Genomic DNA, 20659 nt, shown 5'->3' on the forward strand with positions numbered 1-20659 from the left:
GGGTGGGGGCACGACTGACAGCGCAGGATCGTGTGCGGATACCGCGCCCATGACATCAGGCTTCGGCACCCCGGCCTACGACGTCTCGCACCTGATCGGCGGCGGCGTGCTGCTGCTGTCCTTCGTGATGCTCTACCAGCGTCGCATCGGCGCGGTGATCAACGTCTTCGCCGTGCAGGGCGCGCTGCTCGCCTGCGCCGCGGCGTGGCAGGGATATGTGCAATCCGCGCCGGAACTCTATCTGACCGCGTTGATCGCCTTCGGCGCCAAGGCCGTCGCGATTCCCCTGGCGCTGCGTCTGCTGGTCGGGCGGCTCGGGCTGCACAAGGCGGTGGAGACATCAATCGGCATCGGCGCCTCGCTCGCTGCCGCCATCGGGCTGGTCGGGCTTTCCGTACTTGTGGTGCTGCCCGTGACAGCGGGCGGCGCGACGCCGCTGGCGCGGGTGGACCTGACCATCGCGCTGTCCGTCGTGCTGTTGGGGATGCTGGCGATGATCGCGCGACGCAACGCGATCAGCCAGGTGATCGGGCTGCTGACGCTGGAGAACGGGCTGATCCTGGCGGCCGTCGGCGTCGCGGGCATGCCGCTGGTGGTGGAGCTTTCGACCGCGGCGCTGGTGCTGATGGTGGCCCTCGTCGCGGCCGTCGTCGTGTTCCAGATACGCGACCGGCTGGATACGCTCGACACGCATGTGCTCGACCGGGCGCGGGGCGACAGCTGATGCCGCTGCCCTGGGTCCTGGTGTTCTTTCCCTGGCTCGGCGCGGTCGCGCTCGCGCTGATCCCGCCCCGCTTCGGCGTGGGCCGCTTCGTCAATATCGGCATCGCCGCGGGCTCGCTGGTGATCGCGCTGCTGCTGCTCGGCCATCCGCATGGCGAGCAGGGCTGGACGCGCACCGATGCGCTCAACCTCCCCTTCGTCGCGGTCTCCGCGCTGGTCGGGCTGACCACCGCGATCTTCTCCGCCGCCACGCTCGACGCCGAGAAGTTCGACAGCCTGCGGATCCGCGCCTACCACACCGCCTTCCAGGTCTTCATGGGCGCGCAGTTCCTGGCGCTCGTCTCCGACAATCTCGGCGTGATGTGGGTGGCGATCGAGATCGCGACGCTCGCCTCCGTGCTGATGGTCGGCGTGCACGGCACCCCCGCCGCCATCGAGGCCGCCTGGAAGTTTTTCGTGCTGTGCGGCGTGGGGATCGCACTCGCGCTGTTCGGGACGATCCTTTTGTACCTCGCGGCGCAGCCGGTCGTCGGCAGCGGCGATCCGGGGCTTTCCTGGGCGGCGCTGCAGGCCGTGGCGGCGAACTGCGATCCGGGGCTGCTCTCGCTGGCCTTCGTCTTCCTGCTGGTGGGCTACGGCACCAAGGCGGGCCTCGTCCCGCTGCATTCCTGGCTGCCGGATGCCGAGGCCGAGGGGCCGCTGCCGATCTGCGCCGTGCTGTCCGGCCTGCTGCTGAACGCGGCGCTGCTGGCCATCCTGCGCGCGGAATCCATCGTCGGTGCGAACCCCGCCGCGCTGCCGCCCGGTCCCTTCCTGATCGGCTTCGGCCTGCTCTCCCTGCTGCTCGCGGCCTTCTCGCTGTGGCGGCGACGCGATGCGCGGCGGCTGTTTGCCTGGAGTTCGATCGAGCATGTCGGCCTCGCGACCCTCGCCTTCGGCATCGGCGGCGCGGTGGCGAACCTGGCCGGCATCATCCACCTGCTCGGCCATTCGCTGGTGAAGAGCGGCGTCTTCTTCGCCGTCGGCGCCGCGGCGCAGCTCAAGGGCAGCCAGAAGCTGCAGGACATCGGCGGTCTGGTGGCGAGTCATCCGGCGCTGGGCTGGGGCCTGGCGCTCGGCATCGCGGCGCTGGCGGGCATGCCGCCCTTCGCGCTGTTCCTCTCGGAGTTGCGCCTGGTCGCGGAGGCGGCGGCGCAGATCCCGTGGCTGGTCGTGCCGATCGGCCTCGGCCTGCTCACCGCCGCCGCGGCGCTGATCCGCGCCTTGCAGCAGCTGTGCCTGGGCGAGCCGACGCGCGACAACCCCGTGCCCGGCGCCTTCCACCTGCCGGGCGGGTTGGCCTGGGCGACGGTGCCGGTCTGGCTGCATTTGGCGCTGGCCGCCGCGCTGATCCTGCTGGCGCCGCCGGCCTTCACCGCGCTGCTGCGCGGCGGTGCGGAGATCCTGGGATGAGCGGCGCTGCGTCCGACCTGATCCGTCGCGGCGCGCCGCAGGGCTGCCGGCCCTTCGAGCGGTACCTGCTGACGCAATCCGCCTTCGCCGGGCTGCGCGATGCGCTGCCGCAGGAACCGACGCTCGCGCTGCTCTCCCTCTGGGCCGAGCCTTCCGCGATCCACGCCGCCTTCCTGGACGAGGCGGCTGAACGGGGCACGCTGCTGCTCGCTTCCTGCTTCGCGACGGAACAAAAATACCCGGCGCTGTCGCCGGTGCGGCCGGGGGCGGTGCGGTTCGAGCGCGCGATCCGCGACCTCTGGGGCCTGACGTCGGAGGGCGGCGTTGACCTGCGCCCCTGGCTGGATCACGGCCGCTGGCCGGTGCAGGCGCCGCTCTCGGCAAGGCCCTCGCGCGATCCCGTGCCGCCGCTGCAGCCGGAATTCCTGCCGATCGAGGGCGAGGGGTGGCACCAGATCCCCGTCGGCCCGGTGCATGCCGGCGTGATCGAGCCCGGCCATTTCCGCTTCACCGTGCAGGGCGAGACGGTGGTGCGGCTGGAGCAGCTGCTCGGCTACACGCACAAGGGCACGCTCTCGCTCATGGTCGGCAAGTCGCCGCGCGCGGCGGCGCGCTTCGCCGCGCGGCTCTCGGGCGACACGACGGTGGCGCATTCCCTCGCCTTCGCCCTCGCCGCGGAGGCCGCGATCGGCGCGCAGCCGCCCCGGCGCGCGGTGCTGCTGCGCGCCGCGATGCTGGAACTGGAGCGGATCGCGAACCACCTGAATGATTGGGGGTTCATCTGCAACGACGCCGCCTTCGTCTATCCGCATGCGCGCTGCGGCGAGTTGCGCGAAGGCGTGCTGCGCGCCAACGCGGCCGCCTTCGGGCACCGGCTGATGATGGATGTGGTGATCCCCGGCGGCCTTTCCGTGGACATCGCGCCGGGCGGCGAGGCGGCGATCCTCGCCGCACTGGCCGCGGCGGAAGCCGAGATCGCGCCGCTGCTGACGATCTACGAGACGCATGCCAGCCTGCAGGACCGCGTGGTCGGCACCGGAACCCTGAAGCCTGATCTCGCCGCGCGCTTCGCCGCGGGCGGGCATGTCGGCCGTGCTTCCGGCCGCGGCTTCGATGCACGCCGCGTGCTGCCGCATGCGCCCTATGACGCCATCGCCTTCGAGGTGCCGGTGCTCGCCGAAGGCGACGTGGATGCGCGGGTGCGGGTGCGCGTGGCGGAGTTGCGGGAAAGCATCCGGATCGTCCGCGCGCTGCTCGCCGCGCTGGAACCCGGCGAGATCCACCAGCCGCTGCCGCAGAAAGGCGGCGAGGGCATCGCCGCCGTCGAGGGCTTCCGGGGCGAGATCCTGACCTGGATGGCGCTCGATGATGGCGGGATCATCCGCGCCGTGTTCCCGCGCGATCCCTCCTGGCTGCAATGGCCGCTGCTGGAAGCAGCAATCGAGGGAAACATCGTCGCGGACTTCCCGTTGTGCAACAAGTCGTTCAACTGCTCCTACAGCGGGGTGGACCTGTGATGGCGAAGGCGGCCTGACATGGCGCGCTTCCCGACCCTGGCGGGCGAGGCCGCCGGCGCCTCCGGCATGTTCACCGTCACCCTCGTGAAGCCCGGAAAGGGCCGGCAGGTGGCCGAGCACTGGGCCTATGACGAGCGCGGCCAGGCCCTGGCCGAGCTCGGCCTGATCGCGGAGCGCGTGCCGCCGGGCACCGAGCTGGTGCTCCGCGACCCCGAGGGCAACGACCTGCTGCGCATCGCGCGGCTGGCCTAGGAGGAGACCCGATGCTCTGGCCACGGCTCGGCAAGCGCCTGCTCGGCCGCCCGCTGACGGATGCGGCGCCCGCGGCGCCGGATGAGGTGGTGCAGGCCCTGGCAGCGCGGCTGGAGGCGACGGCGCGCGCCCGGCTCGGCCGCAGCCTGGCCATCCGGGAGGTGGATGCCGGCAGCTGCAATGGCTGCGAGCTGGAGGCGAACGCCATGGCCGGCGTGCTCTACGACATGGAGCGCTTCGGCCTGCGCATCGTGGCCAGCCCCCGCCATGCCGATGTGCTGCTGGTCACCGGCCCCGTCACCCGCAACATGCGGGAGGCGCTGCTGCGAACGCGGGAGTGCACGCCCGATCCCTGCTGGATCGTCGCCGCCGGCGACTGCGCGGCGGATGGCGGCGTGTTCAAGGGCAGCTACGGGGTGGAGGCCGGCGTGGCCAATGTGCTGCCGGTGGACCTGGTGATCCCCGGCTGCCCGCCCACGCCGCTGCAATTGCTGGAAGGGCTGCTCTCCCTGCTGGAGGCGCAGGAGCCGCGCCGGCCGGGCCAGGGCTGAGCGACAGCCCGTCACGCCTGGCGGAGGCCGGGCCAGCCCCCGTCATCGGGCCCGCCGGCTCGCCGCCGGCAGGCCCCCGGGCGACGGAAGGCGGCCCGACGGGCGGCGCTCAGCGCGCGCGGTAGTCCCGGTGGCAGGCGGCGCAGACGCCGCCGGTGCTGCGCAGCATGTCGGCGGTGACCCCGCCGCTCGCCGCCGCCGTCTTCATCGTGTTCAGCGCGGCAATCATGTTCTGCGCACGCGTTCCGAAATCGGCGCGGTTGGCCTCGATCGCGGCGAGCGCGCGGGTCTGGCCCTCGCCCGTGCCCTGCGCGACCGGCGGCGTCAGGCTGTTGGCGGGGAAGCGACCGGGCAGCGACTGGTAGAAGGCGATCATCTGGTCCACGCGGGCGACGATCGGCGCCTGGTCGCCGCGCGACTGCACCACGGCGCCGATCGCTTCCATGTTCTGGCCCATCTGCCTGAGGCCCGCGCGGCGCTCGGAGATCACGTCGCCCTGCGCCATCGCGGCGCCGGCCATGCCAAGCCCCGCGGCCATCGTGGCCGCCAGCATCCATACCCGCATCAGCAACCCCTCCTTGTGGGAAGGCGGGATGCTTGCAGCACCTGTATGACCGCGCAACGGTGCGTTGCGTGACGAAGCGTTGCGCCCGGCTTGCCGCGCCGCGGGGGCTTCGCTATACGGCCGGCCTCGCCGCGGTGCCGCGCCGACGACGACCGCCCCCGGGCGGTCGCCATGCCGGAGTGTAGCTCAGCCTGGTAGAGCACTGTGTTCGGGACGCAGGGGCCGGAGGTTCGAATCCTCTCACTCCGACCAGACGTCGCAGCGCGCGAGAACCCCGCCAGGAGGCCCCTCCTGGCGGGGTTTTTTCGTTCAGCCGTCGGCGCGCGCCGCCCAGAACATCAGCGCCCGCGCCGGCCAGACCCAGGCGATGCCGGCCACGGTGAAATAGGCCAGCTGCACCAGCCAATGCAGGTGCAGCACCCAATCGGCCATGGCGACGACGGCCCCGACATAGAGCAGGAAGCCGAGAAGGCCGACGATCAGGGCGAGCAGCGGGCGGGGCATCGCGGCGCATGTGGCCCGGCCTTGCGGGGCTGCCAAGCCCGCGCGCGGCTGTTGCGGCGGCCCCGCCCGAAGCGTAGCTTGGCCGTGAGGAAGGCAAGCGACAGGCTGGCGCACCCGCGGCGGGGCGCCCCGCGTTCGTGCGCATTCCGGCCCGACAGACGAGCACGACGCCGACGATGGATGACAAGACGAGCCCCGCCGCCCTTTCGCGGCTGGACGCCGATCCGGGCATCGACCTCAAGGACCACATCCGCGGAATCCCCGATTTCCCAAAGCCGGGGATCCTGTTCTACGACATCTCCACCCTGCTGCGGCATGCCAGCGCCTGGCGAACCGCCATGGCGCGGCTTGCCGAGACGATCGCCCCCCACAAGCCCGACGTGCTGGCGGGCATCGAGAGCCGCGGCTTCCTCGTCGCCGCGCCGCTGGCGCTGGAACTCGGCCTCGGCTTCGTGATGCTGCGCAAGCCGCGCAAGCTGCCGGGCCTGACCATCGGGCTGAACTACGCCCTCGAATACGGCACCGATCGCATCGAGATGCAGGCCGATGCCGTGCAGAAGGGCCAGCGCGTGGTGGTGCTGGACGACCTGCTCGCCACCGGCGGCACGATGTCGGCCGGCATCTCCCTGCTGCGCCAGGCCGGCGCGGTCGTGCCCTGCGCGGCCTGCCTGATCGAGCTGACCTTCCTCAAGGGGCGCGATCGCCTCGATGTCCCGTTCGAAGCGCTCGTCGCCTACGACAGCTGATCCGGCGGCGCCCGACGGCGCCGCCGCGATCGCCGAGGCCGCGCGCTTCGCCGAGGCGATCGCGACGGCGGTCGCCGCCGCGCCGACGGGTGTGGTGATCTCCGATCCCAACCTGCCGGACTGCCCTATCGTCTTCGCCAACCCCGCCTTCCACCGCATCACCGGCTATCCGCCGGAGGAGGTGCTGGGCCGGAACTGCCGCTTCCTCCAGGGCCCCGGCAGCGCGCCTGCCTCGGTCGCGGCGATCCGGCAGGCCATTGCGGAGGCGCGGGCGATCGACATCAGGCTGGTGAACTACCGCCGCGATGGCACCCGGTTCGTCAACGAGTTGCACATCTCCCCCGTGCGCGACGCCGCCGGGAAGCTGCTGTATTTCCTCGGCATCCAGCACGACGTGACCGAGCGCGTGAAGGCCGAGGAGGCCGCCCGCCGCGCACGCCGCGCCGCGGAGCGCGCCAACGCCGAGAAATCCGAGTTCCTCGCCTTCGTCAGCCATGAGGTGCGAACGCCGCTGAACGGCGTGCTCGGCACGCTTTCGCTGCTGCTCGACACGCCGCTCGATGCCGAGCAGCGCGCCTATGCCGAGACGGCGCGGCGGTCGGGCGAGACGCTGCTCTGGACCGTCAACGAGCTGCTGGACCTCTCGCGCATCGAGGCCGGCAAGCTCGATCTGGAGGAGATCGGCTTCGAGCTGGCCCAGCCGGTGCGGGACGTGCTGTCGCTGCAGGCGGCCGCGGCGGCGGACAAGGGGCTTCGGCTGACCGCGAATCTCGACGCCACGCTGCCGGCGCGGGTCATGGGCGATCCGGGGCGCCTGAAGCAGGTGCTGATGAACCTGGTGGACAATGCCATCAAGTTCACCGCCGCCGGCAGCGTCGAGATCAGCGTGCGGCGCGACGGGGCGCGGATGGATTTCGCCGTGCGCGACACCGGGCCGGGAATCAGCCCCGCACTGCGCCGGCGGCTGTTCCGCCGCTTCCAGCAGGCCGATGCCGGCACCGCGCGGCGCCACGGTGGCTCCGGGCTCGGCCTGATGATCTGCCGCCGCCTGGTCGGGCTGATGGGCGGCGAGATCGGGCTGGAGAGCGAGCCCGGCAGCGGCAGCGTCTTCCGCTTCGCCCTGCCGCTGCGCGAGGCACCGGCCGAGGCCCCGGCGGAGCAAGCTGCCCCCGCTGTCGCGCCGCTGCCGCCGCGCCGCGCGGGCGAGGAACCCTTCGCCCGCCTGCTGCTGGCCGAGGACAGCGAGGCGAGCCAGCTCGTCGCCGCCGCCATCCTGCGCAAGGCCGGCTACGAGGTGGACCTGGTGCGCGACGGGGAAAGCGCGGTGGAGGCGGCGGCGAGCGGGGCCTATGACGCGATCCTGATGGATGTCCGCATGCCGGGCCTCGACGGCCACGCGGCGACGCGCCGCATCCGCGCGCTGGAAGGGCCGGCGGGGCGGGTGCGCATCCTGGCCCTCACCGCGTCCGCCATGCCGGCCGATGTGGAGCGCAGCCTGGCCGCCGGGATGGACGCGCATCTGACCAAGCCGGTGGACCGGGCAGGGCTGCTCGGGGCGGTCGCCGCCCTGCTCGGCGCCGCGCCGGCGCGGCCGAGGGTGGCGGCGCCGCTGGCGGAGCCCGGTCCCGCCCATGCCCTGCTGGTGCGGGACACGCTGGAGGAGCTGCGCGCGGCGGTCGGTCCCGGGCGCCTGCCCGACCTGATCGGCGTCTTCGCCGCCGAGACGCTGGCGCGGCTGCGCCGCCTGCGTGAGGAACCGGCGCTCGAGGCGGTGGAGGCGGAGGCGCATGCCCTGCAATCGGCCGCCGGCACCTTCGGCGCCGCCGCCCTGCGGGAGGCCGCGACGGCACTGGAACGGGCCGCCGCCGGGGGCGATGCCGCAGCGGTGCGGGAGGCTGTCTCGGCCCTGCCGCGGCTGGTCGAGCGGACCCTGCAGGTGCTCTCCCGCGCTGCCGGCGTGACCGCGGGCCGGGACTGAGCCACGGCCCGCCCCGGGCCTCTTTCCCCCTTTCGCCACCTTTTGGCCCCATTCGCGCGGTCTAGGTGTCGCTTCGAACCGAGGGGAGGCCAGAGGGGATGACCCATCCATTCGCCACCCGCCGGGGTGTGATCGCCGGCCTTCTGGCCGTTGCGGCGGCCCGGCCGCTGGCTGCGGCGACCGCCGTGCCGGAAGCCGCCACGCTGCTCGCCCCCGGCCCGGAGGAGGGTGCCGCCGCCACCTATGCACAGCGGGCGGCGCGCGGCCTCGCGCGCGGGCTGGTGCATGCCGCCGCCATGCGGGTCAGCGTGCTGGGCGGGGCGGACGGCATCACGGCCGCGAACCGCTTCGCGGTGACCGCGCCGGCCGATGGCCGCATGTTGCTCGCGCTGCCCGGCCAGTCGGCCCAGGCGCTGCTGATCGGCGATCCGCGCGCCCGCTTCGAGCCGCGCCAATGGCCGGCGGTCACCGCCAGCCTGGTGCCCGCCCTGCTGGCCGGCCGCGGCCCGCTGGCCGCTGCGCACCCGCCCCGGCTGGCGCTGGCCGGGCCCGGCGCGCCGGAGGTGGCGGGGCTGCTCGCCCTCGAGATGCTCGGCCGCGCGGCCACGCCGGTCTTCCTGCCGGCCGCCATGGCGCCGGAGGCCGCGGTCGCCGTCGGGTCCGCCGACGCGATCGTGCTGACCGGCGGGGGTGCCGTCGCGCGCGCGGCGGCGCTGGGGCTGACGCCCTGGTTCGCCTTCGACCTCGCCGCCGGCGGGCGCGATCCGCACCTGCCCGATGTGCCTGCCCTGGGCGAGTTGCTGGCCGATCCGGCGCATCCCGACCTGCTGGCCGGCTGCCGCGCCGCGGCCGCCGCGATGCGCGCGCGCGCCGTCGTGGTGCTGCCGACCCTGACCCCGGCCGACTCCGTCGCGCTATGGCGCGAAGCCGCGCGCCGATGGGGCGAGGCAGAGCCGGATGCGGCCGAAGCCGGCGCGCATCGCGTGCATGCCCAGGCGGCCGCGGACCTGCTCGCCACGCTTTGCCCCGCGCCGGGCGGCGTGCTGGCCTATCGCGAGTGGCTCCACCGCAGGCTGGCCTTCCAGGCCGGCTGAGGCGGCCCCGGCTGCTCTACGCGAGGCGCAGTCGCACCAGCAGCCGCCAGATCGGCAGCACGAAGAGGTTGCAGGTCAACGTCCGCACCAGGTGGAAGCCCAGCACCAGCGGCACGCCGACCTCCAGCGCCTTCGCCGTGATCGTCATCTCCGGCATGCCGCCCGGCGACATGCCGAGCACCGCCGCCGCCAGCGGCAGGCCCGAGACGGCGCCGAGGCCGATCGCCAGCAGCGCCATCAGCGCGATCAGCAGCAGCGTGGTCAGCAGCGCGGTCTGCGCCACGCGGCGCGAGGAGAGGATGAAGCTGCGGCTCATCCGCCCGCCGAGCGCCATGCCCATGCCGATCTGCGCCGCATCCACCATCCAGACGGGCACCCCCGAGGGCAGCGCGCCGAAGGCCGAGAGCAGGATCACCAGCACGCAGGGCCCGATCATCCAGGGATTGGCGAGGCCCGTCCGCGTCATCGCCAGCGCCGCCGCCGTGCCCAGGGCGACCAGCAGCGCCAGGCCGCCGAGATGCAGCTCCGGCCGTTCGGTGAAGAACACGCCGGCGCCGCCATGCGGCGCGAGCCAGGTGACGAGCGGCGGCACCACCACCACGACCACCATCACCCGGATGGTCTGCGCCAGCGTCACCGCCGGCACCGAGACGCCCGCGCGCTGCGCCAGGATCGCCATCACGATCACGCCACCGGGGACGGAGGCGTAGTAGCCGGTCTCCGAATCGGTGCCCGCCATGCGGGCAAACACGCGCGCGGTCAGCGCGCCGGCCATGATGGCCAGGAAGGCACCCAGCACCAGCCAGGGCAGTGCCAGCGCCAGCGCCGCCATCACCGGCTGGGTGAAGGTCTGGCCCAGCCCGAGCCCGAGGAAGATCAGCGCGATCGGGCGCGTCGGCTTGGCCACCGCGGCCCGTTCGGTCCAGGCCAGCGCGCCGGTCGCCGCCATCGCGCCCAGCATCCAGGCCAGCGGGACGTGCAGCAGCGAGAACAGCGTGCCACCCAGCACGGCGGCCGCGGCGGTCCACAGATAAGGCAGCGAGCGGGGATCGAGCAGGCGCGACAACACTTGGGGGGTTCCGGCGCCACCTTCGGCCGGCCCGCCGGGCGCGTCAAACCGGCGGAGTTCAACCCTTCCTTCATCCCTGTCGCATAGGCTGAGGGATGGCCGCGCGATGATCCTGCGCGCGGCGTCGCCAGGCCAGGACGGCGCCAAGGATGGTCCGCGCCGCCATGATCCCCGATCCCGCCGCCCCCGCCCCGCTCCGCGCCCTCGCCCGCCAGCCAGAGGCGCCTCGTGCCGCGCCCGAGGAGGCGCCCGCATCGCCCGCGCCGCCGGTGCCCAATCCGAGCCTGCGGATCGACACCGCGCTGAACCTGGTCGTGCTGGAGTTCCGCGACGCGAAGGGCGAGGTGCGCTCCATCCCGACCGCGCGCGAGCTCGATGCCTATCGGACCGCGCCGCCCGAGGCGACACCCGCGCTCGACGTCCAGCGCTGACGCCGCCGGGAGCGGATGGTCAGACGGTGCGACGCAGTCCCATCGCCAGGGTCGCGATGCCGTTCGCGCTGCCCGAGCCATCAAGCAGGCTCGCCATCGGCGCGCCCGTCTGCGTCGCCGAAAGCTGCGCGACGTAGCGCTGCGCCATGCGCGACACCGCCTTCGGATCCTTGAGATCGGCGACGTCGATACGGCGCGTCAGCAGGTCGCGCTGCTGCTCGAAGCTCAGCAGGCCGAACTGCTCGGGCAGGCCGAGAGCGCCGCGCGCGACCGTCGCCAGGGCGCGATCCGACATGAGCTGGGCGATGGTGGAGGCGTTGCCGGCCATGCGCTTGAAATACAGCGCCTCCCGCAGGCCGGGATTGGCGTCGCCCATCGCTTTCTCGTAACGGTTGGTCAGCGCGCCGCTGACGATCCGCTCCACCAGCGCGCCATCGGCCAGCGGCGCGGTGGTGCCGCCGGCGAAGGCCTGGGCGAGCTGCTTCCAGCGCGGATCGGTCAGCCGGTTCACCAGGCTGCCCTCCGCGGCGGGATCCTCCGTGAGGACCTTGCGCAGCATGGCGCGCTTGTCGATCTCGGATTCGAGCTGGAAGGCCTCCAGCACGACGGTGAGGGTGCGGCGGTCCTTCAGCAGCGCCTCGGCATCGGCGATCTGCGGCGCGCGTTCGCGGAAGCGGGCCATGTCGGCGGCGACGTCGCGGCGGGCGGCGAAGCGGTCCTGCAGCGCCGCGCCCTGGCGCTCCGCCACCGACAGCGCATTGAGGCCGCCGATGCCCGCCAGCATCTCAGGCCGCGCCGGCGACGAAGGGAAGCGGCGTGGCGGCGGCAGCGGCCTGCTGCGCCTCCAGCCCCGCGATCATGTCCCGGTGCAGGGCGATCAGCGCGTCCAGGCCGCCCTCGTCGGCCATGCGCGCATCCACCTCCCGCTGGGCCCAGAGGCCGAGCGAGATGAGCCGGCCCTTGAGATCGGGCGGCAGCGCATTTCCGGGTTGGGCGAGATCCGCGATCAGCAGCGACCAAAGCCGGTGCGCCTTGTGCAGCGCCGCCATGCGCGAAGGGACGTCCGTCGCCCCGGCAAGCAGGCCGTTCACGTAGCGGAAGGCGCGCAGCTCGATCTCGCGCGGGTTCGCGGCGGCGTTCTGCTGGGCGGCGTAGCGTGCGTGCATCATGCGGCGGCGGCGCTTTCCCTGGCGCGAGGATGGGCGCGGGGGCCGTGCTGGCCCCCGCGCGTGTGATCAACGGAACAAGCTGAGCAGCGACTGGCTCTGCTGGTTCGCGATGGAGAGCGACTGCGTCGCCAGCTGCTGGCGCGTCTGCAGGCTGGTGAGGCGCGCCGATTCCTCGGCGAGGTCCGCATCCACCAGCGCGCCGAGGCCTTCCTTCAGCGAGTCGTTCAGCTTGGTCGTGAAGTCCTGCAGCCCTTCCACCTGGCGCAGCGCGGCGCCGATGGTGGCGAGCCGCGTGCCCATCGTGTCGATCGCACCTTCCACCGCGGCGATCGCGCCCGTGCCGCCCGGCAGCGTGCCGGCGGTGGCGCCGCCCGAGGCAAAGGTGGCCGTGATCGCGCCGATGTTGCCGTTGACGACCAGGCGCCCCTGGTTGTCCAGGCTCGCGTCGAAGCCTTCCTGCTGCATGCGGCCGATCAGCTTGGAGACCGCCTGCAGCGGCGAATCCGTCGCGGTGATCTGCACGTCGTACACGTCGGTCGTCGCGGTCGGCGTCTGGGTCAGCGGCGCGGAGCCGTCGCTGAACTCGAAGACGTAGGTGTTGCCGCCCTGCGTGAACTGGATGAAGTCCGCATTCGCCGCGGCGAAGGTGGCGTCGAAGGTCAGGGTGCGGCCGCCGGTCGCCGCCGTCAGGCCGGCCAGCGCCAGGCCCGCCGAGGTGCTGTTGGTGCCTGTCACCGCCGTGGTCGTGCCGTTGATGTCGCGCACGACGTTCAGGTTGTTGTCCGTCACGCCCGTGACGCCCGCGACGCCCGAGGTCAGCAGGTTCACGCCGTTGAATGTCGCGGTGCGGGCATAGGCATCGATGTTCGCCAGCGCGTTGGTGATCTGCGCGTTGATCTGGTTGACGTCCACACCCTGCTGCTGGCCCTGCGTGACGGTCTGCTTCAGCTTGCCCAGCTCGTCGCTGATCTTCGTCGCCGCGTCGCGCGCGACGGTCAGGGCCGCCTTGCCGAAGGACAGGCTGTCCTTCACTGCCGACATGCCGTTGAGGTCGGCGCGCATGTTCTGCGCGATCGCGAAGACCGCGGGGTCGTGGTTCGCCTGGCTGATGCGGAAGCCGCTCTCGATGCGGGCCTGGGTGGTGCCCATGTCTTTCGAGATGGAGCTCAGCGAGCGGATCGCCGCCATCGCGGCGACATTGGTGTTGACGGAGGACATGGTCCTCTCTCCTGGTCCTGCGTTCCGCGAAGGGAGAGCCGTCTTGGCGACCTTCCGCGGTGGCGGCGCGGCCTGGGCCGCACCGGGAGGCGGCGCCCGACGCGGCGCCGCTTGATCATCCTGCCTTCAGCGGGTGAAGGAAGCGTGAAGGCCGGGCGAGAAACCCTATTGCGCGGCGTGGTGCAGCGCGGGGCGCGGCATCGCCGACGCGCCGGCACCGGCAGCCACGCCGGGCGGCAGCGCCGAGCCGCTCTGCGGGTCGAGGTTCAGCACCGCCGCCTCGTGCCGGATGACATGGCGAACGAGGCGGAGCGCCTGATACCATTCGTCCTGCTCGGCCAGCGCCAGCGCGCGTTCCAGCAGTTGCCGCGCCATGTTGGAGGTCGTCGCCTCCTGGAACTCGGCGACGAGGCGGTGCGCATCGGCCATCGCCATCTCCCGCTCCTCCTCCGGCCCGACATAGGCGCATTGCATGGCGAAATAGATGCGCCGCGCCGGCGTGTTCGCCGTCTCGGGCGACATCACCTGCTTGCCGAACAGGAAGCGCGCCCGCGCCACCAGCTCCACCCGCGTGCGGCTGCGGAAGCGCAGCGAGGCGCCGTTGACGACCAGCAGGTCGCCTGCGCGCAGTTCGAGCACCAGTGTGGACATGCCACTCTCCAATCCTGTCGGCGGGGCAGCGGGGGGAAGCCGCCCTGCCGGCAGCCGGCCTTTGCCGGCGACTGCGCGATCTTCGCCGCCACGCGGACCACCGCGTGCCCGATCCTCGGGAGATGCCGCGGCGGACAGTCTCGCCGCATTGCACGTCGCCATCCTGCACCGCGGCGGCTTAACCGGGGCTGAAGGCGATCAGCGCAGCAGCGCCGCGAGGGACAGGCGCGAGAGCGTCGCCGTAGCCTCGTAGGAGGCCTGCAGCCGAAGCTCCGTCTGGCGCAGCGCGGCGGAGACGGCGGCGAGATCCACCTCCTCGATGCCGCCGAGCTGCCCGCGCAGCGCGACCAGCAGGTTCTCATGCCGCTCCCGGCCCTGCTCCACCCGCTGCTCCGCCGCGCCGAGCGCGCTGCGCTCCTGCGTCAGGCCGCGCCCTGCGGCGGACAGGTCGTCCGCCACGCCCGCGAGCAGCGCGTCATAGCCGCCGACCTGCGCGGCGGAGGCGGGGGTCAGCGCGGCCAGCGTCGCCAGGCCGCGCAACAGCTCCCGCCCCCAGGATGCGGCGACGGCGCCGCCCTGGTCCTGGCTGGCAAGAACGCCCCATTCCACGCGCTCGCCATCGGCCAGTTGCAGCGCGCGCCGCGGCTCGGTCAGCGCCGGGCCTTCCAGATGCGCGCTGAAGGGGCGCGTCGCCGGGTCGCTGGCGATCAGCGCGGTGTCCGCGAGCACGGCGGCGGCGTTGCCGGGGTTCAGCGTCGCGACCGCGGCGGCGATGGCGGTGGCCATCGCGCCGGTCGCGATCGAAGCATCGTCGGGCACGGGGATGCCGCCAAGATCGGTGCCGGAGAAGAGATAGTCGCCGTCATGGCGCGTGTTGAGCAGGGAGGCGGCTTCCTCCAGCGCCGAGCGCGCGCGGCGCGCCAGCGTCTCGACGCCGGACGCACCGAAGGTGCGGCTGCGCTGCGCTTCCGCGGAGAGGTCCGCCGCGATGCCTTCCAGCCGCGCCAGCACTTCCTGCGTCGTGTCCATGCGCGCCAGCGCGGTGTCGGCGGCGCCGACATAGGCCTCTCGCCGCGCGATCTCGCCGCGCAGGCTGATGGCGCGCCGTGCCTCGGCGCCCAGGTCGCCGTGCGCCTGGCCGACGAAGCCGGTGGCGACCTGGCGCGTCATCACGCCGAGCTCCTGCCGCAGGCGGATCTGGTCGAGCGCCATGCCGCCCAGCGTCGAGATCATCGCCATAAGGCGGCCCTCCTGTTCACCTCACCGACCCGAGCAGCGCGTCCCACATCGCCTGCACCGTGGCGATCACGCGCGCGTTGATCGTGTAGGCGTTCTGCAGCTCCACCATCGCCGCCACCTCGCGGTCCACATCCACGCCGGAGCGCTGCTGCATCCGCGTGCCCAGCAGTTCGCCCATCGCGCCGGCGCGCTCGCGCGCGGCCTCGGCCTCGGCGCGCGCGCCGGACTGCGTCGCGACCAGCGCGCCGCCATAGGCCTCGAGCGAGGCGAGGCCCGACAGGGTCGAGACCAGAGAGCCGTCCGGCCCTAGGGCGGCGGTGGGGATGCCCGGATGCGCGCTGCCCGCGGCCACGTTGGCGCCGAAGGTGAAGTCCAGCACGCGGTCGAGCAGCACGGCGAAGCCGGCGGGACCGCCCGGCGGGTTGGGCGCGAAGGCCGTGGCGCCGCCAGGCACCGCGACCACCGCATGCGTGCCGTTGCGCACCAGCGCGGGATCGGCGGCGACCGCGGGGTTCACCCCGATCGCCGCGGCGAAGCCGAGCACCGGGCCGCCGGCATAGGGCAGCGTCACATCCGGCACGGTGCCGGCGCCGTCGGTGAACAGGCGCAGGCCCTGCGCCTCGAAGCGCGCGGCGGTGTGCGCGGCGGCCAGGTCGAGCTCCGCCTGCATGCGCGGCAGCGTCAGGTCGCGCAGCTCGGCGGCCGCAGCCATGCGACCGCCGATCACGCGGCGCGTCACGTCCTCGCCGCGCAGCATCAGACCGGGCAGCGTGCCCGCGCCGCCATGCCAGGCGCCGGTGCCCACGGTGGCGGGCGTGACGGAGAAGGCCGGCGCGCCATCCAGCGGCAGCACCATGCCGCCGCGCGCGACGACGGTGATCTCGCCCATCGTCCCGCGGATCACGCCGATGTCGAGGGACTGCGCGAGGCGGCCGAGCGCTAGGTCGCGCTTGTCCTCGAGATCGGCGGCGGTGCGGCCGGCGGAGAGCTCGCGGCGGATGTCGGTGGTCAGGCCGGCGATCTCGGCCAGCGCGGCATTCGCCGCCGCCGCTTCCTGGACCAGCGCGTCATGCGCGGCCTGGCGCGTCTCCTCCAGCGCGCGCGCGACGCCGTTGAAGCGCGCGGCGAGGTCGCCGGATGCGGTGACGACGGCGCTGCGGCGGATCGGATCCTCCGGCGCCTCGCGCAGGTCGATGAAGGCGGCGCGCAGCGTGGAGAGCAGGCCGCCGACGCTATCGCCATCCTCCGGCCTGCCATGCGCCGTCTCGACCGCGCCGAGCAGGTCGGTGCGCAGCGCCGCCGCGGCCAGATCACCGCCCGCGCGCATCTCGGCGGCTTGGAGCGCCAGGTCCACATCGCGCGCGGCGGGCAGGCTGCGCACGCCGATGCCGGTGCCCTCGGCCGAGAGCGCCTTGCCTTCCAGGATTTTTCGGGTGTGGCCTTCCGTGCCGGCATTCGCAATGTCGTCCGCCGTGCGCGCCATCTGCCGGTCGAGCAACCGCAGCCCGCTGCGCGCGACGGAGAGGGCGAGATCGAGGGTCATCCCAAACCCTTCTCAGCAAAGCACTGGCGGCCGGCGACCGGCCGGCCGAGCGCGCGCATGCGCGCCGCGCCCGGACTGTCCGCGCCGACAAGCGCGGCAGTGCCTGGCGCGAAGCCAAGCGGCCGGAGGCCGCGCCCGGCGTCTGAGGGCACTCGCTATCTCCGCATGTTGATGGTGTCCTGCAGCATCTCGTCTGCCGCGGTCACGATGCGCGTGTTCGAGGTGTAGGCGCGCTGCGCGAGGATCAGCTTCGAGAACTCGCCGGCGATGTCGACGTTGGATCGCTCCACCGCGCCCGTCACCAGCTTGCCCACGCCGTTCGAGGCGGCATCCGTCACGCGGGCCTCGCCGCTCTCCACCGTGCGCATGAAGGCCTGGCCGTCCAGGCGCTGCAGCCGGTCCGGATCGTTGAAGGCAACCACCGGCACGCGCGCGACGATGCGCGTCTGGCCGTTGTCGTAGTTCACCGCGACATCGCCATTCTCCCGCACGATCACGCCGGAATAGGCGCCGAGCGGCACGCCGTCCTGGCTGAGGTCGCGCACGCCGTATTCGGTGCCGGCATAGTTGGTCAGACCGGTCGGCACGCCATAGCCACCAAGCCGGAGCGAGATGTCCTGGTTGCCGAAGCCGTAATCGGCGGTGAAGCCAAGGGACGCCGGATCGCCGACGGCCAGCGGCGCCGGCACTGTGCCCGTGGTCGCCGAGAGCGGCACGATGGAGGAGACGGTGCCCGGCGGCGCGGTGACCGCCGGCGGGCCGGCGCTGATCACGCCGCCGAAGTTCACGTCCACGAAGCGCCCGTTCGCGGGCGCCAGCGTGTCGCCCGCCGGCGTGATGCGCAGGCGCCAGGTGTCGTCGTCCAGCTTCCACCAGTCCAGCGTCACCTGGCGCTGGTTGCCGAGCGCATCGAAGATCTGCAGCACGGAGGAGACGGGCGGTTCCGCCGGCGCCCAGGGCGCGGCGGCGGGGACGGCCGCCACCTGCGGCACGTTGAAGGGCAGGTTGGCGGCCAAGTCGATCCGGCTGGTCGGCACGGGGTTGTAGACCAGCTCCGTGATGCGGATCGGCGCCAGCGCGGTGCGGTCCGGCTCGCCGGTCGGCAGCATGCGCCAGCCCTCGAGGTAGTAGCTCGATCCGTTCACCATGTAGCCGTCTCGGTCGAGCGCGAAGTCGCCGGCGCGGGTGAAGAACTGCCGCTCGTCGAACAGCGGGTTGCCGATCGTGCCGCCGCGCGACTGCGCGACGGAGAAGAAGCCCTGCCCGGCGATCGCCATGGCGAGCGGGTTCTCCACCTGCTCGATCGCGCCCTGCACGGTGTTGGTGTAGTCCGGCCGCGCCTCCACGCTGCCGGGCATGTGCAGGCGGAGCGTGGAACGCGTGAGCCAGCTCGTGAAGTTGGTGTCAACGCGCTTGAAGCCGACGGTCTGGCTGTTGGCGACATTGTCCGACACATGGCCGAGTGCGCGCGACTGCGCGGTCAGGCCGCTGATCGCGGTGGTCATCGAGCCGAGCAGCGACATCCGGGATGATCCTCGTTGGCGGATTCGTTCGGGACCGGGATCGCAACCCGCGTGCCAGCTTCGGCGCGGCTGATGCGCGACAAGGCTTGCCGCCCGCCGGCAGGATTTGCCCGGCGGCGGCGCGTGATTGCCGGCTCGCGCCGCGGAGCGCGCGGCACGGCGCTTGCGCAGGCGGCGCCGCATGGACGCGTTGCCCCCCCTGTCGCCCCAGCCCGTGATGCCCGCCGCCCCGGCGGCGCAAGACGGTGCCGATGCCGCCGGCTTCGCCGTGCTGCTGGCCGGACTCGTCGCGCCAACCACGGAGGCACCGGCGCTGGGTACCGGATTGATCGCGCCGTCGCCCGTCGCGCCGGCGGTGCTGCCGCCTGCCACGCCTGAACTCGCGGTGGCGCTGCCGTCGCTGCCGCTCTCCGCGCCGATCATCCTTGTCGAACAGGAGGCGGTCGAGACCGCGCCGGAGCATGTCGCTGCGATGCCCGTCGCGGAGGAGGCGGCGAAGGAGGACAGCACGGCGGTCGTTGAAGAAGCACCGGTCCTCGTCGCCGCTCCGACCGTCGCGATGCCGGTGGCGACGCCGCTCGCTTCGCCGCTCGCGCCGCCGCCGCCGGCACCCGTTGCCTCTGCGGTCGCACCGGCGGAGGAGCCGGGCGTCGCAGCCGCGCCGCAGCCGAGCCTGCGCGCCGAGCCCACGCCGGCCGCGCCGCCACGTCAGGCGCAAGTCGCGCCGGCGTCCGATTCGCCTTCGCCTGCTCTGCCGCCGGCCGTGACGGGCGCAGCGCCGCCCTCGGCCGCGACGGAGCCCGCGCAACCCGCGGCCCCGCCGCCCGTCGTTACAGCTGCGCCACCGGAAGCACCCAAGGTCGCCGCGCCGGAGCCGACGGTCTCGCCGCGCGCCGATGCGCCGGCCGTCGCTGCGCCCGCGCCCTTGCCGCCGCGCGAGGCGGAGGTCGCCTCGCCCCTCCTCGCCGCACGGCCGGAGGGAGCGGCTGCGCCCGTGGCGCCGCCCGCGCCCGCACCGCGTACCCCAGCATCGGCGGTTACCGCGACGGCACCGCTCGCGGCGCCCGAGGACGCGCCCGCGATCCCGCCGCCCGCCACCGCGCCTGTCGTGCCATCGCCCGCCGTCGCGCTGTCACCGGCGGCGCAGGAGGCGGAGCCGGCGGTGCAGCTTCCCGCACCGGTCGCCACGCCTGCCGCGGTGGAGCCGGAGCGCAGCCGGCGCGTCGCCTCGCCCGATCCATCGCCCGAGGTGGAGACGGCGGCCTGGCAGCCGCCCGCGCCGCCCACCGCGGATGCGCCCGCGCCCCCCGCGCCCGCGCCGGCCCGCGCGGCGGCGCCCGTGCCCTGGCCGGCACGCCAGGTCGCGCCCTTCGTGGTGGCGCTCGCGCTCGGTCCCGATTCCCGTCTGGAACTGACGCTCGAACCAGGCGAGCTCGGACGCGTCGAGGTCGCCATCGAGCGCAGCGGGGGCGAGGCGATGGTCAGCCTGCGCGCCGAGCGCGCCGATACGCTCGCGCTGCTGCAGCGCGACCGCGCCGAGCTGGAACGCGCGCTCTCCGATGCGGGGCTTGGCGGCGAGGGCCGCGGCGCAAGCCTCTCCTTCGGCCTGGGCGGCGAGGGATCGGCGCGCCGCGAGCGGCGCGAGGCACGACACCAGGCGCCGCCCGCGCCGCAGCGCGACATCGTCGCCGCATCCCCTTCCGGCAGCGCGTCGCGCGGCCTGATCGACCTCGCCATCTGATGAAGGAATCCGCGCGATGAGCGGCAGCCTCTCCGTTTCCGCCACCGGCGGTAGCGCCGCGCGCCCGACGGGCCCGCGCCTCTCCGCCGATCTCGGCACCTTCCTGACGCTGCTGACGACGCAGCTGCGCAACCAGGACCCGACCAAGCCGATGGACACGGAAACGCTGACCCAGCAGCTGGTGCAGTTCGCCAGCGTGGAGCAGCAGCTTGCCGGCAACCAGACGCTGGAACGCCTGCTGACGCTGCAGCAGGCCGGGCAGCTTGCCGAGACCGCGTCGCTGATCGGGCGGCGCGTGACGGTGGAAAGCGACACGCTGCCGCTGCAGGACGGACAGGCGGAGGTGGTGCTGCCCGCCGCCGGCGCCGCCCGTAGCGCCGTGATCGAGGTGCAGGATTCCACCGGCGCCGCGCTGCGGCGCGAGACGGTGACGCTCGGTGCCGGTGCGCGGAGCTGGATCTGGGACGGCCGCGACGATCGCGGCACGCGCCGCGGCGACGGCGCCTATCGCGTGGTGGTGACCGGCCGCGCCGAGGACGGCACCGACCTGCCGATGACCGCGACCGTCGCCGGCCGCGTGACCGGCGCGGCGCGCAGCGAGGGCGAGCTGGTGCTGCGCCTGGGCGCCGCGACCATCGGCTTCGACAGGCTGCGGGAAGTGCCGGGCTCTTAACTCCGCCGTTACCGCTCCCC

At 73.5% G+C, this 20659-nt stretch carries 21 protein-coding genes and 1 tRNA gene; 12 read left to right on the top strand and 10 right to left on the bottom strand.

Annotated features, from left to right (window positions below):
* Positions 1–49 precede the first annotated feature (49 nt).
* Genes DFH01_RS02795 through DFH01_RS02815 form a run of 5 tightly spaced genes read left to right on the top strand, consistent with a single transcriptional unit; the run spans position 50 to position 4495 of the window.
* Positions 50–724, top strand: coding sequence for a hydrogenase-4 component E (locus DFH01_RS02795; protein WP_109868862.1), 675 nt, complete (start codon positions 50–52; stop codon positions 722–724).
* A complete protein-coding gene (locus DFH01_RS02800) occupies positions 724–2175 on the top strand; it encodes a proton-conducting transporter transmembrane domain-containing protein (RefSeq protein WP_109868863.1) in 1452 nt (483 codons plus the stop codon). Before DFH01_RS02795 ends, DFH01_RS02800 begins: the two co-directional genes overlap by 1 nt.
* Entirely contained in the window at positions 2172–3692 is a 1521-nt protein-coding gene (locus DFH01_RS02805) for a hydrogenase large subunit (protein ID WP_109868864.1), read from the top strand. The genes DFH01_RS02800 and DFH01_RS02805 overlap by 4 nt, the downstream gene beginning before the upstream one ends.
* A gap of 18 nt (positions 3693–3710) precedes the next feature.
* On the top strand, positions 3711–3944 hold the full coding sequence (locus DFH01_RS02810) for a hypothetical protein (RefSeq protein WP_109868865.1): 234 nt from the start codon (positions 3711–3713) through the stop codon (positions 3942–3944).
* 11 nt (positions 3945–3955) lie between these two features.
* Entirely contained in the window at positions 3956–4495 is a 540-nt protein-coding gene (locus DFH01_RS02815) for an NADH-quinone oxidoreductase subunit B family protein (protein WP_109868866.1), read from the top strand.
* Between the two features lie 109 nt (positions 4496–4604).
* Here DFH01_RS02815 and DFH01_RS02820 read toward each other — a convergent pair whose 3' ends face one another.
* A complete protein-coding gene (locus DFH01_RS02820) occupies positions 4605–5060 on the bottom strand; it encodes a c-type cytochrome (RefSeq protein ID WP_109868867.1) in 456 nt (151 codons plus the stop codon).
* A 175-nt stretch (positions 5061–5235) separates the two neighbouring features.
* Between DFH01_RS02820 and DFH01_RS02825 the strand changes: the two genes are divergently transcribed.
* A tRNA-Pro gene (locus DFH01_RS02825) sits at positions 5236–5312 on the top strand.
* A 57-nt stretch (positions 5313–5369) separates the two neighbouring features.
* Here DFH01_RS02825 and DFH01_RS02830 read toward each other — a convergent pair.
* Entirely contained in the window at positions 5370–5564 is a 195-nt protein-coding gene (locus DFH01_RS02830) for a DUF2842 domain-containing protein (protein ID WP_109868868.1), read from the bottom strand.
* A 230-nt stretch (positions 5565–5794) separates the two neighbouring features.
* Here DFH01_RS02830 and DFH01_RS02835 point away from each other — a divergent pair, with 230 nt between their 5' ends.
* From DFH01_RS02835 to DFH01_RS02845, 3 genes are all read left to right on the top strand, one after another.
* Positions 5795–6310: an adenine phosphoribosyltransferase gene (locus DFH01_RS02835; RefSeq protein WP_109869895.1), complete on the top strand. Its 516-nt coding sequence runs from the start codon at positions 5795–5797 to the stop codon at positions 6308–6310.
* Positions 6273–8288 (top strand): ATP-binding protein, encoded by a 2016-nt coding sequence (locus DFH01_RS02840; protein WP_109868869.1) that lies wholly within the window; start codon positions 6273–6275, stop codon positions 8286–8288. Before DFH01_RS02835 ends, DFH01_RS02840 begins: the two co-directional genes overlap by 38 nt.
* A gap of 98 nt (positions 8289–8386) precedes the next feature.
* Positions 8387–9382: a hypothetical protein gene (locus DFH01_RS02845; protein ID WP_109868870.1), complete on the top strand. Its 996-nt coding sequence runs from the start codon at positions 8387–8389 to the stop codon at positions 9380–9382.
* Between the two features lie 16 nt (positions 9383–9398).
* Here DFH01_RS02845 and DFH01_RS02850 read toward each other — a convergent pair whose 3' ends face one another.
* Complete coding sequence (locus tag DFH01_RS02850; protein ID WP_158287593.1) at positions 9399–10448, bottom strand: AbrB family transcriptional regulator; 1050 nt, start codon at positions 10446–10448, stop codon at positions 9399–9401.
* A gap of 152 nt (positions 10449–10600) precedes the next feature.
* Here DFH01_RS02850 and DFH01_RS28040 point away from each other — a divergent pair, with 152 nt between their 5' ends.
* Complete coding sequence (locus DFH01_RS28040) at positions 10601–10882, top strand: hypothetical protein (RefSeq protein ID WP_158287594.1); 282 nt, start codon at positions 10601–10603, stop codon at positions 10880–10882.
* A 19-nt stretch (positions 10883–10901) separates the two neighbouring features.
* Here DFH01_RS28040 and DFH01_RS02855 read toward each other — a convergent pair whose 3' ends face one another.
* The 7 genes from DFH01_RS02855 to DFH01_RS02885 form a co-directional block, all read right to left on the bottom strand.
* Complete coding sequence (locus DFH01_RS02855) at positions 10902–11666, bottom strand: DUF1217 domain-containing protein (protein ID WP_109868872.1); 765 nt, start codon at positions 11664–11666, stop codon at positions 10902–10904.
* A gap of 1 nt (position 11667) precedes the next feature.
* On the bottom strand, positions 11668–12051 hold the full coding sequence (locus DFH01_RS02860; RefSeq protein WP_109868873.1) for a flagellar biosynthesis regulator FlaF: 384 nt from the start codon (positions 12049–12051) through the stop codon (positions 11668–11670).
* A 66-nt stretch (positions 12052–12117) separates the two neighbouring features.
* Entirely contained in the window at positions 12118–13269 is a 1152-nt protein-coding gene (locus DFH01_RS02865) for a flagellin N-terminal helical domain-containing protein (protein WP_109868874.1), read from the bottom strand.
* 165 nt (positions 13270–13434) lie between these two features.
* A complete protein-coding gene (locus tag DFH01_RS02870) occupies positions 13435–13920 on the bottom strand; it encodes a flagellar biosynthesis repressor FlbT (protein WP_109868875.1) in 486 nt (161 codons plus the stop codon).
* Positions 13921–14118: 198 nt separating this feature from the next.
* Positions 14119–15159 (bottom strand): flagellin, encoded by a 1041-nt coding sequence (locus DFH01_RS02875; protein ID WP_109868876.1) that lies wholly within the window; start codon positions 15157–15159, stop codon positions 14119–14121.
* 16 nt (positions 15160–15175) lie between these two features.
* On the bottom strand, positions 15176–16702 hold the full coding sequence (locus tag DFH01_RS02880) for a FlgK family flagellar hook-associated protein (protein ID WP_109868877.1): 1527 nt from the start codon (positions 16700–16702) through the stop codon (positions 15176–15178).
* Between the two features lie 155 nt (positions 16703–16857).
* On the bottom strand, positions 16858–18225 hold the full coding sequence (locus tag DFH01_RS02885) for a flagellar hook protein FlgE (RefSeq protein ID WP_158287595.1): 1368 nt from the start codon (positions 18223–18225) through the stop codon (positions 16858–16860).
* 181 nt (positions 18226–18406) lie between these two features.
* Between DFH01_RS02885 and DFH01_RS02890 the strand changes: the two genes are divergently transcribed.
* Together DFH01_RS02890 and DFH01_RS02895 are read left to right on the top strand one after the other, a co-directional pair.
* Positions 18407–19966, top strand: coding sequence for a flagellar hook-length control protein FliK (locus DFH01_RS02890; protein WP_146216979.1), 1560 nt, complete (start codon positions 18407–18409; stop codon positions 19964–19966).
* A gap of 16 nt (positions 19967–19982) precedes the next feature.
* The gene (locus DFH01_RS02895; RefSeq protein ID WP_109868880.1) at positions 19983–20639 is read left to right on the top strand and encodes a flagellar hook assembly protein FlgD; all 657 of its coding nucleotides are present in this window, start codon (positions 19983–19985) and stop codon (positions 20637–20639) included.
* Positions 20640–20659: the final 20 nt, after the last annotated feature.

It is taken from the genome of Falsiroseomonas bella, assembly GCF_003173615.1.
Taxonomy (GTDB): Bacteria; Pseudomonadota; Alphaproteobacteria; order Acetobacterales; family Acetobacteraceae; genus Falsiroseomonas; species Falsiroseomonas bella.

Excerpts from the sequence above, each read along its gene's own strand:
- DFH01_RS02875 (WP_109868876.1), bottom strand. The coding sequence starts at position 15,159 with ATGGCGATGATCTCGACGCTGGGCGGCATGGCGCTCGACCAGATCCGC.
- DFH01_RS02865 (WP_109868874.1), bottom strand. The coding sequence starts at position 13,269 with ATGTCCTCCGTCAACACCAATGTCGCCGCGATGGCGGCGATCCGCTCG.
- DFH01_RS02845 (WP_109868870.1), top strand. The coding sequence starts at position 8,387 with ATGACCCATCCATTCGCCACCCGCCGGGGTGTGATCGCCGGCCTTCTG.
- DFH01_RS02880 (WP_109868877.1), bottom strand. The coding sequence starts at position 16,702 with ATGACCCTCGATCTCGCCCTCTCCGTCGCGCGCAGCGGGCTGCGGTTG.
- DFH01_RS02810 (WP_109868865.1), top strand. The coding sequence starts at position 3,711 with ATGGCGCGCTTCCCGACCCTGGCGGGCGAGGCCGCCGGCGCCTCCGGC.
- DFH01_RS02800 (WP_109868863.1), top strand. The coding sequence starts at position 724 with ATGCCGCTGCCCTGGGTCCTGGTGTTCTTTCCCTGGCTCGGCGCGGTC.
- DFH01_RS02895 (WP_109868880.1), top strand. The coding sequence starts at position 19,983 with ATGAGCGGCAGCCTCTCCGTTTCCGCCACCGGCGGTAGCGCCGCGCGC.
- DFH01_RS02855 (WP_109868872.1), bottom strand. The coding sequence starts at position 11,666 with ATGCTGGCGGGCATCGGCGGCCTCAATGCGCTGTCGGTGGCGGAGCGC.
- DFH01_RS02870 (WP_109868875.1), bottom strand. The coding sequence starts at position 13,920 with ATGTCCACACTGGTGCTCGAACTGCGCGCAGGCGACCTGCTGGTCGTC.
- DFH01_RS02885 (WP_158287595.1), bottom strand. The coding sequence starts at position 18,225 with ATGTCGCTGCTCGGCTCGATGACCACCGCGATCAGCGGCCTGACCGCG.
- DFH01_RS02805 (WP_109868864.1), top strand. The coding sequence starts at position 2,172 with ATGAGCGGCGCTGCGTCCGACCTGATCCGTCGCGGCGCGCCGCAGGGC.
- DFH01_RS02890 (WP_146216979.1), top strand. The coding sequence starts at position 18,407 with ATGGACGCGTTGCCCCCCCTGTCGCCCCAGCCCGTGATGCCCGCCGCC.
- DFH01_RS02840 (WP_109868869.1), top strand. The coding sequence starts at position 6,273 with ATGTCCCGTTCGAAGCGCTCGTCGCCTACGACAGCTGATCCGGCGGCG.
- DFH01_RS02815 (WP_109868866.1), top strand. The coding sequence starts at position 3,956 with ATGCTCTGGCCACGGCTCGGCAAGCGCCTGCTCGGCCGCCCGCTGACG.
- DFH01_RS02860 (WP_109868873.1), bottom strand. The coding sequence starts at position 12,051 with ATGATGCACGCACGCTACGCCGCCCAGCAGAACGCCGCCGCGAACCCG.
- DFH01_RS02795 (WP_109868862.1), top strand. The coding sequence starts at position 50 with ATGACATCAGGCTTCGGCACCCCGGCCTACGACGTCTCGCACCTGATC.
- DFH01_RS28040 (WP_158287594.1), top strand. The coding sequence starts at position 10,601 with ATGGTCCGCGCCGCCATGATCCCCGATCCCGCCGCCCCCGCCCCGCTC.
- DFH01_RS02830 (WP_109868868.1), bottom strand. The coding sequence starts at position 5,564 with ATGCCCCGCCCGCTGCTCGCCCTGATCGTCGGCCTTCTCGGCTTCCTG.
- DFH01_RS02820 (WP_109868867.1), bottom strand. The coding sequence starts at position 5,060 with ATGCGGGTATGGATGCTGGCGGCCACGATGGCCGCGGGGCTTGGCATG.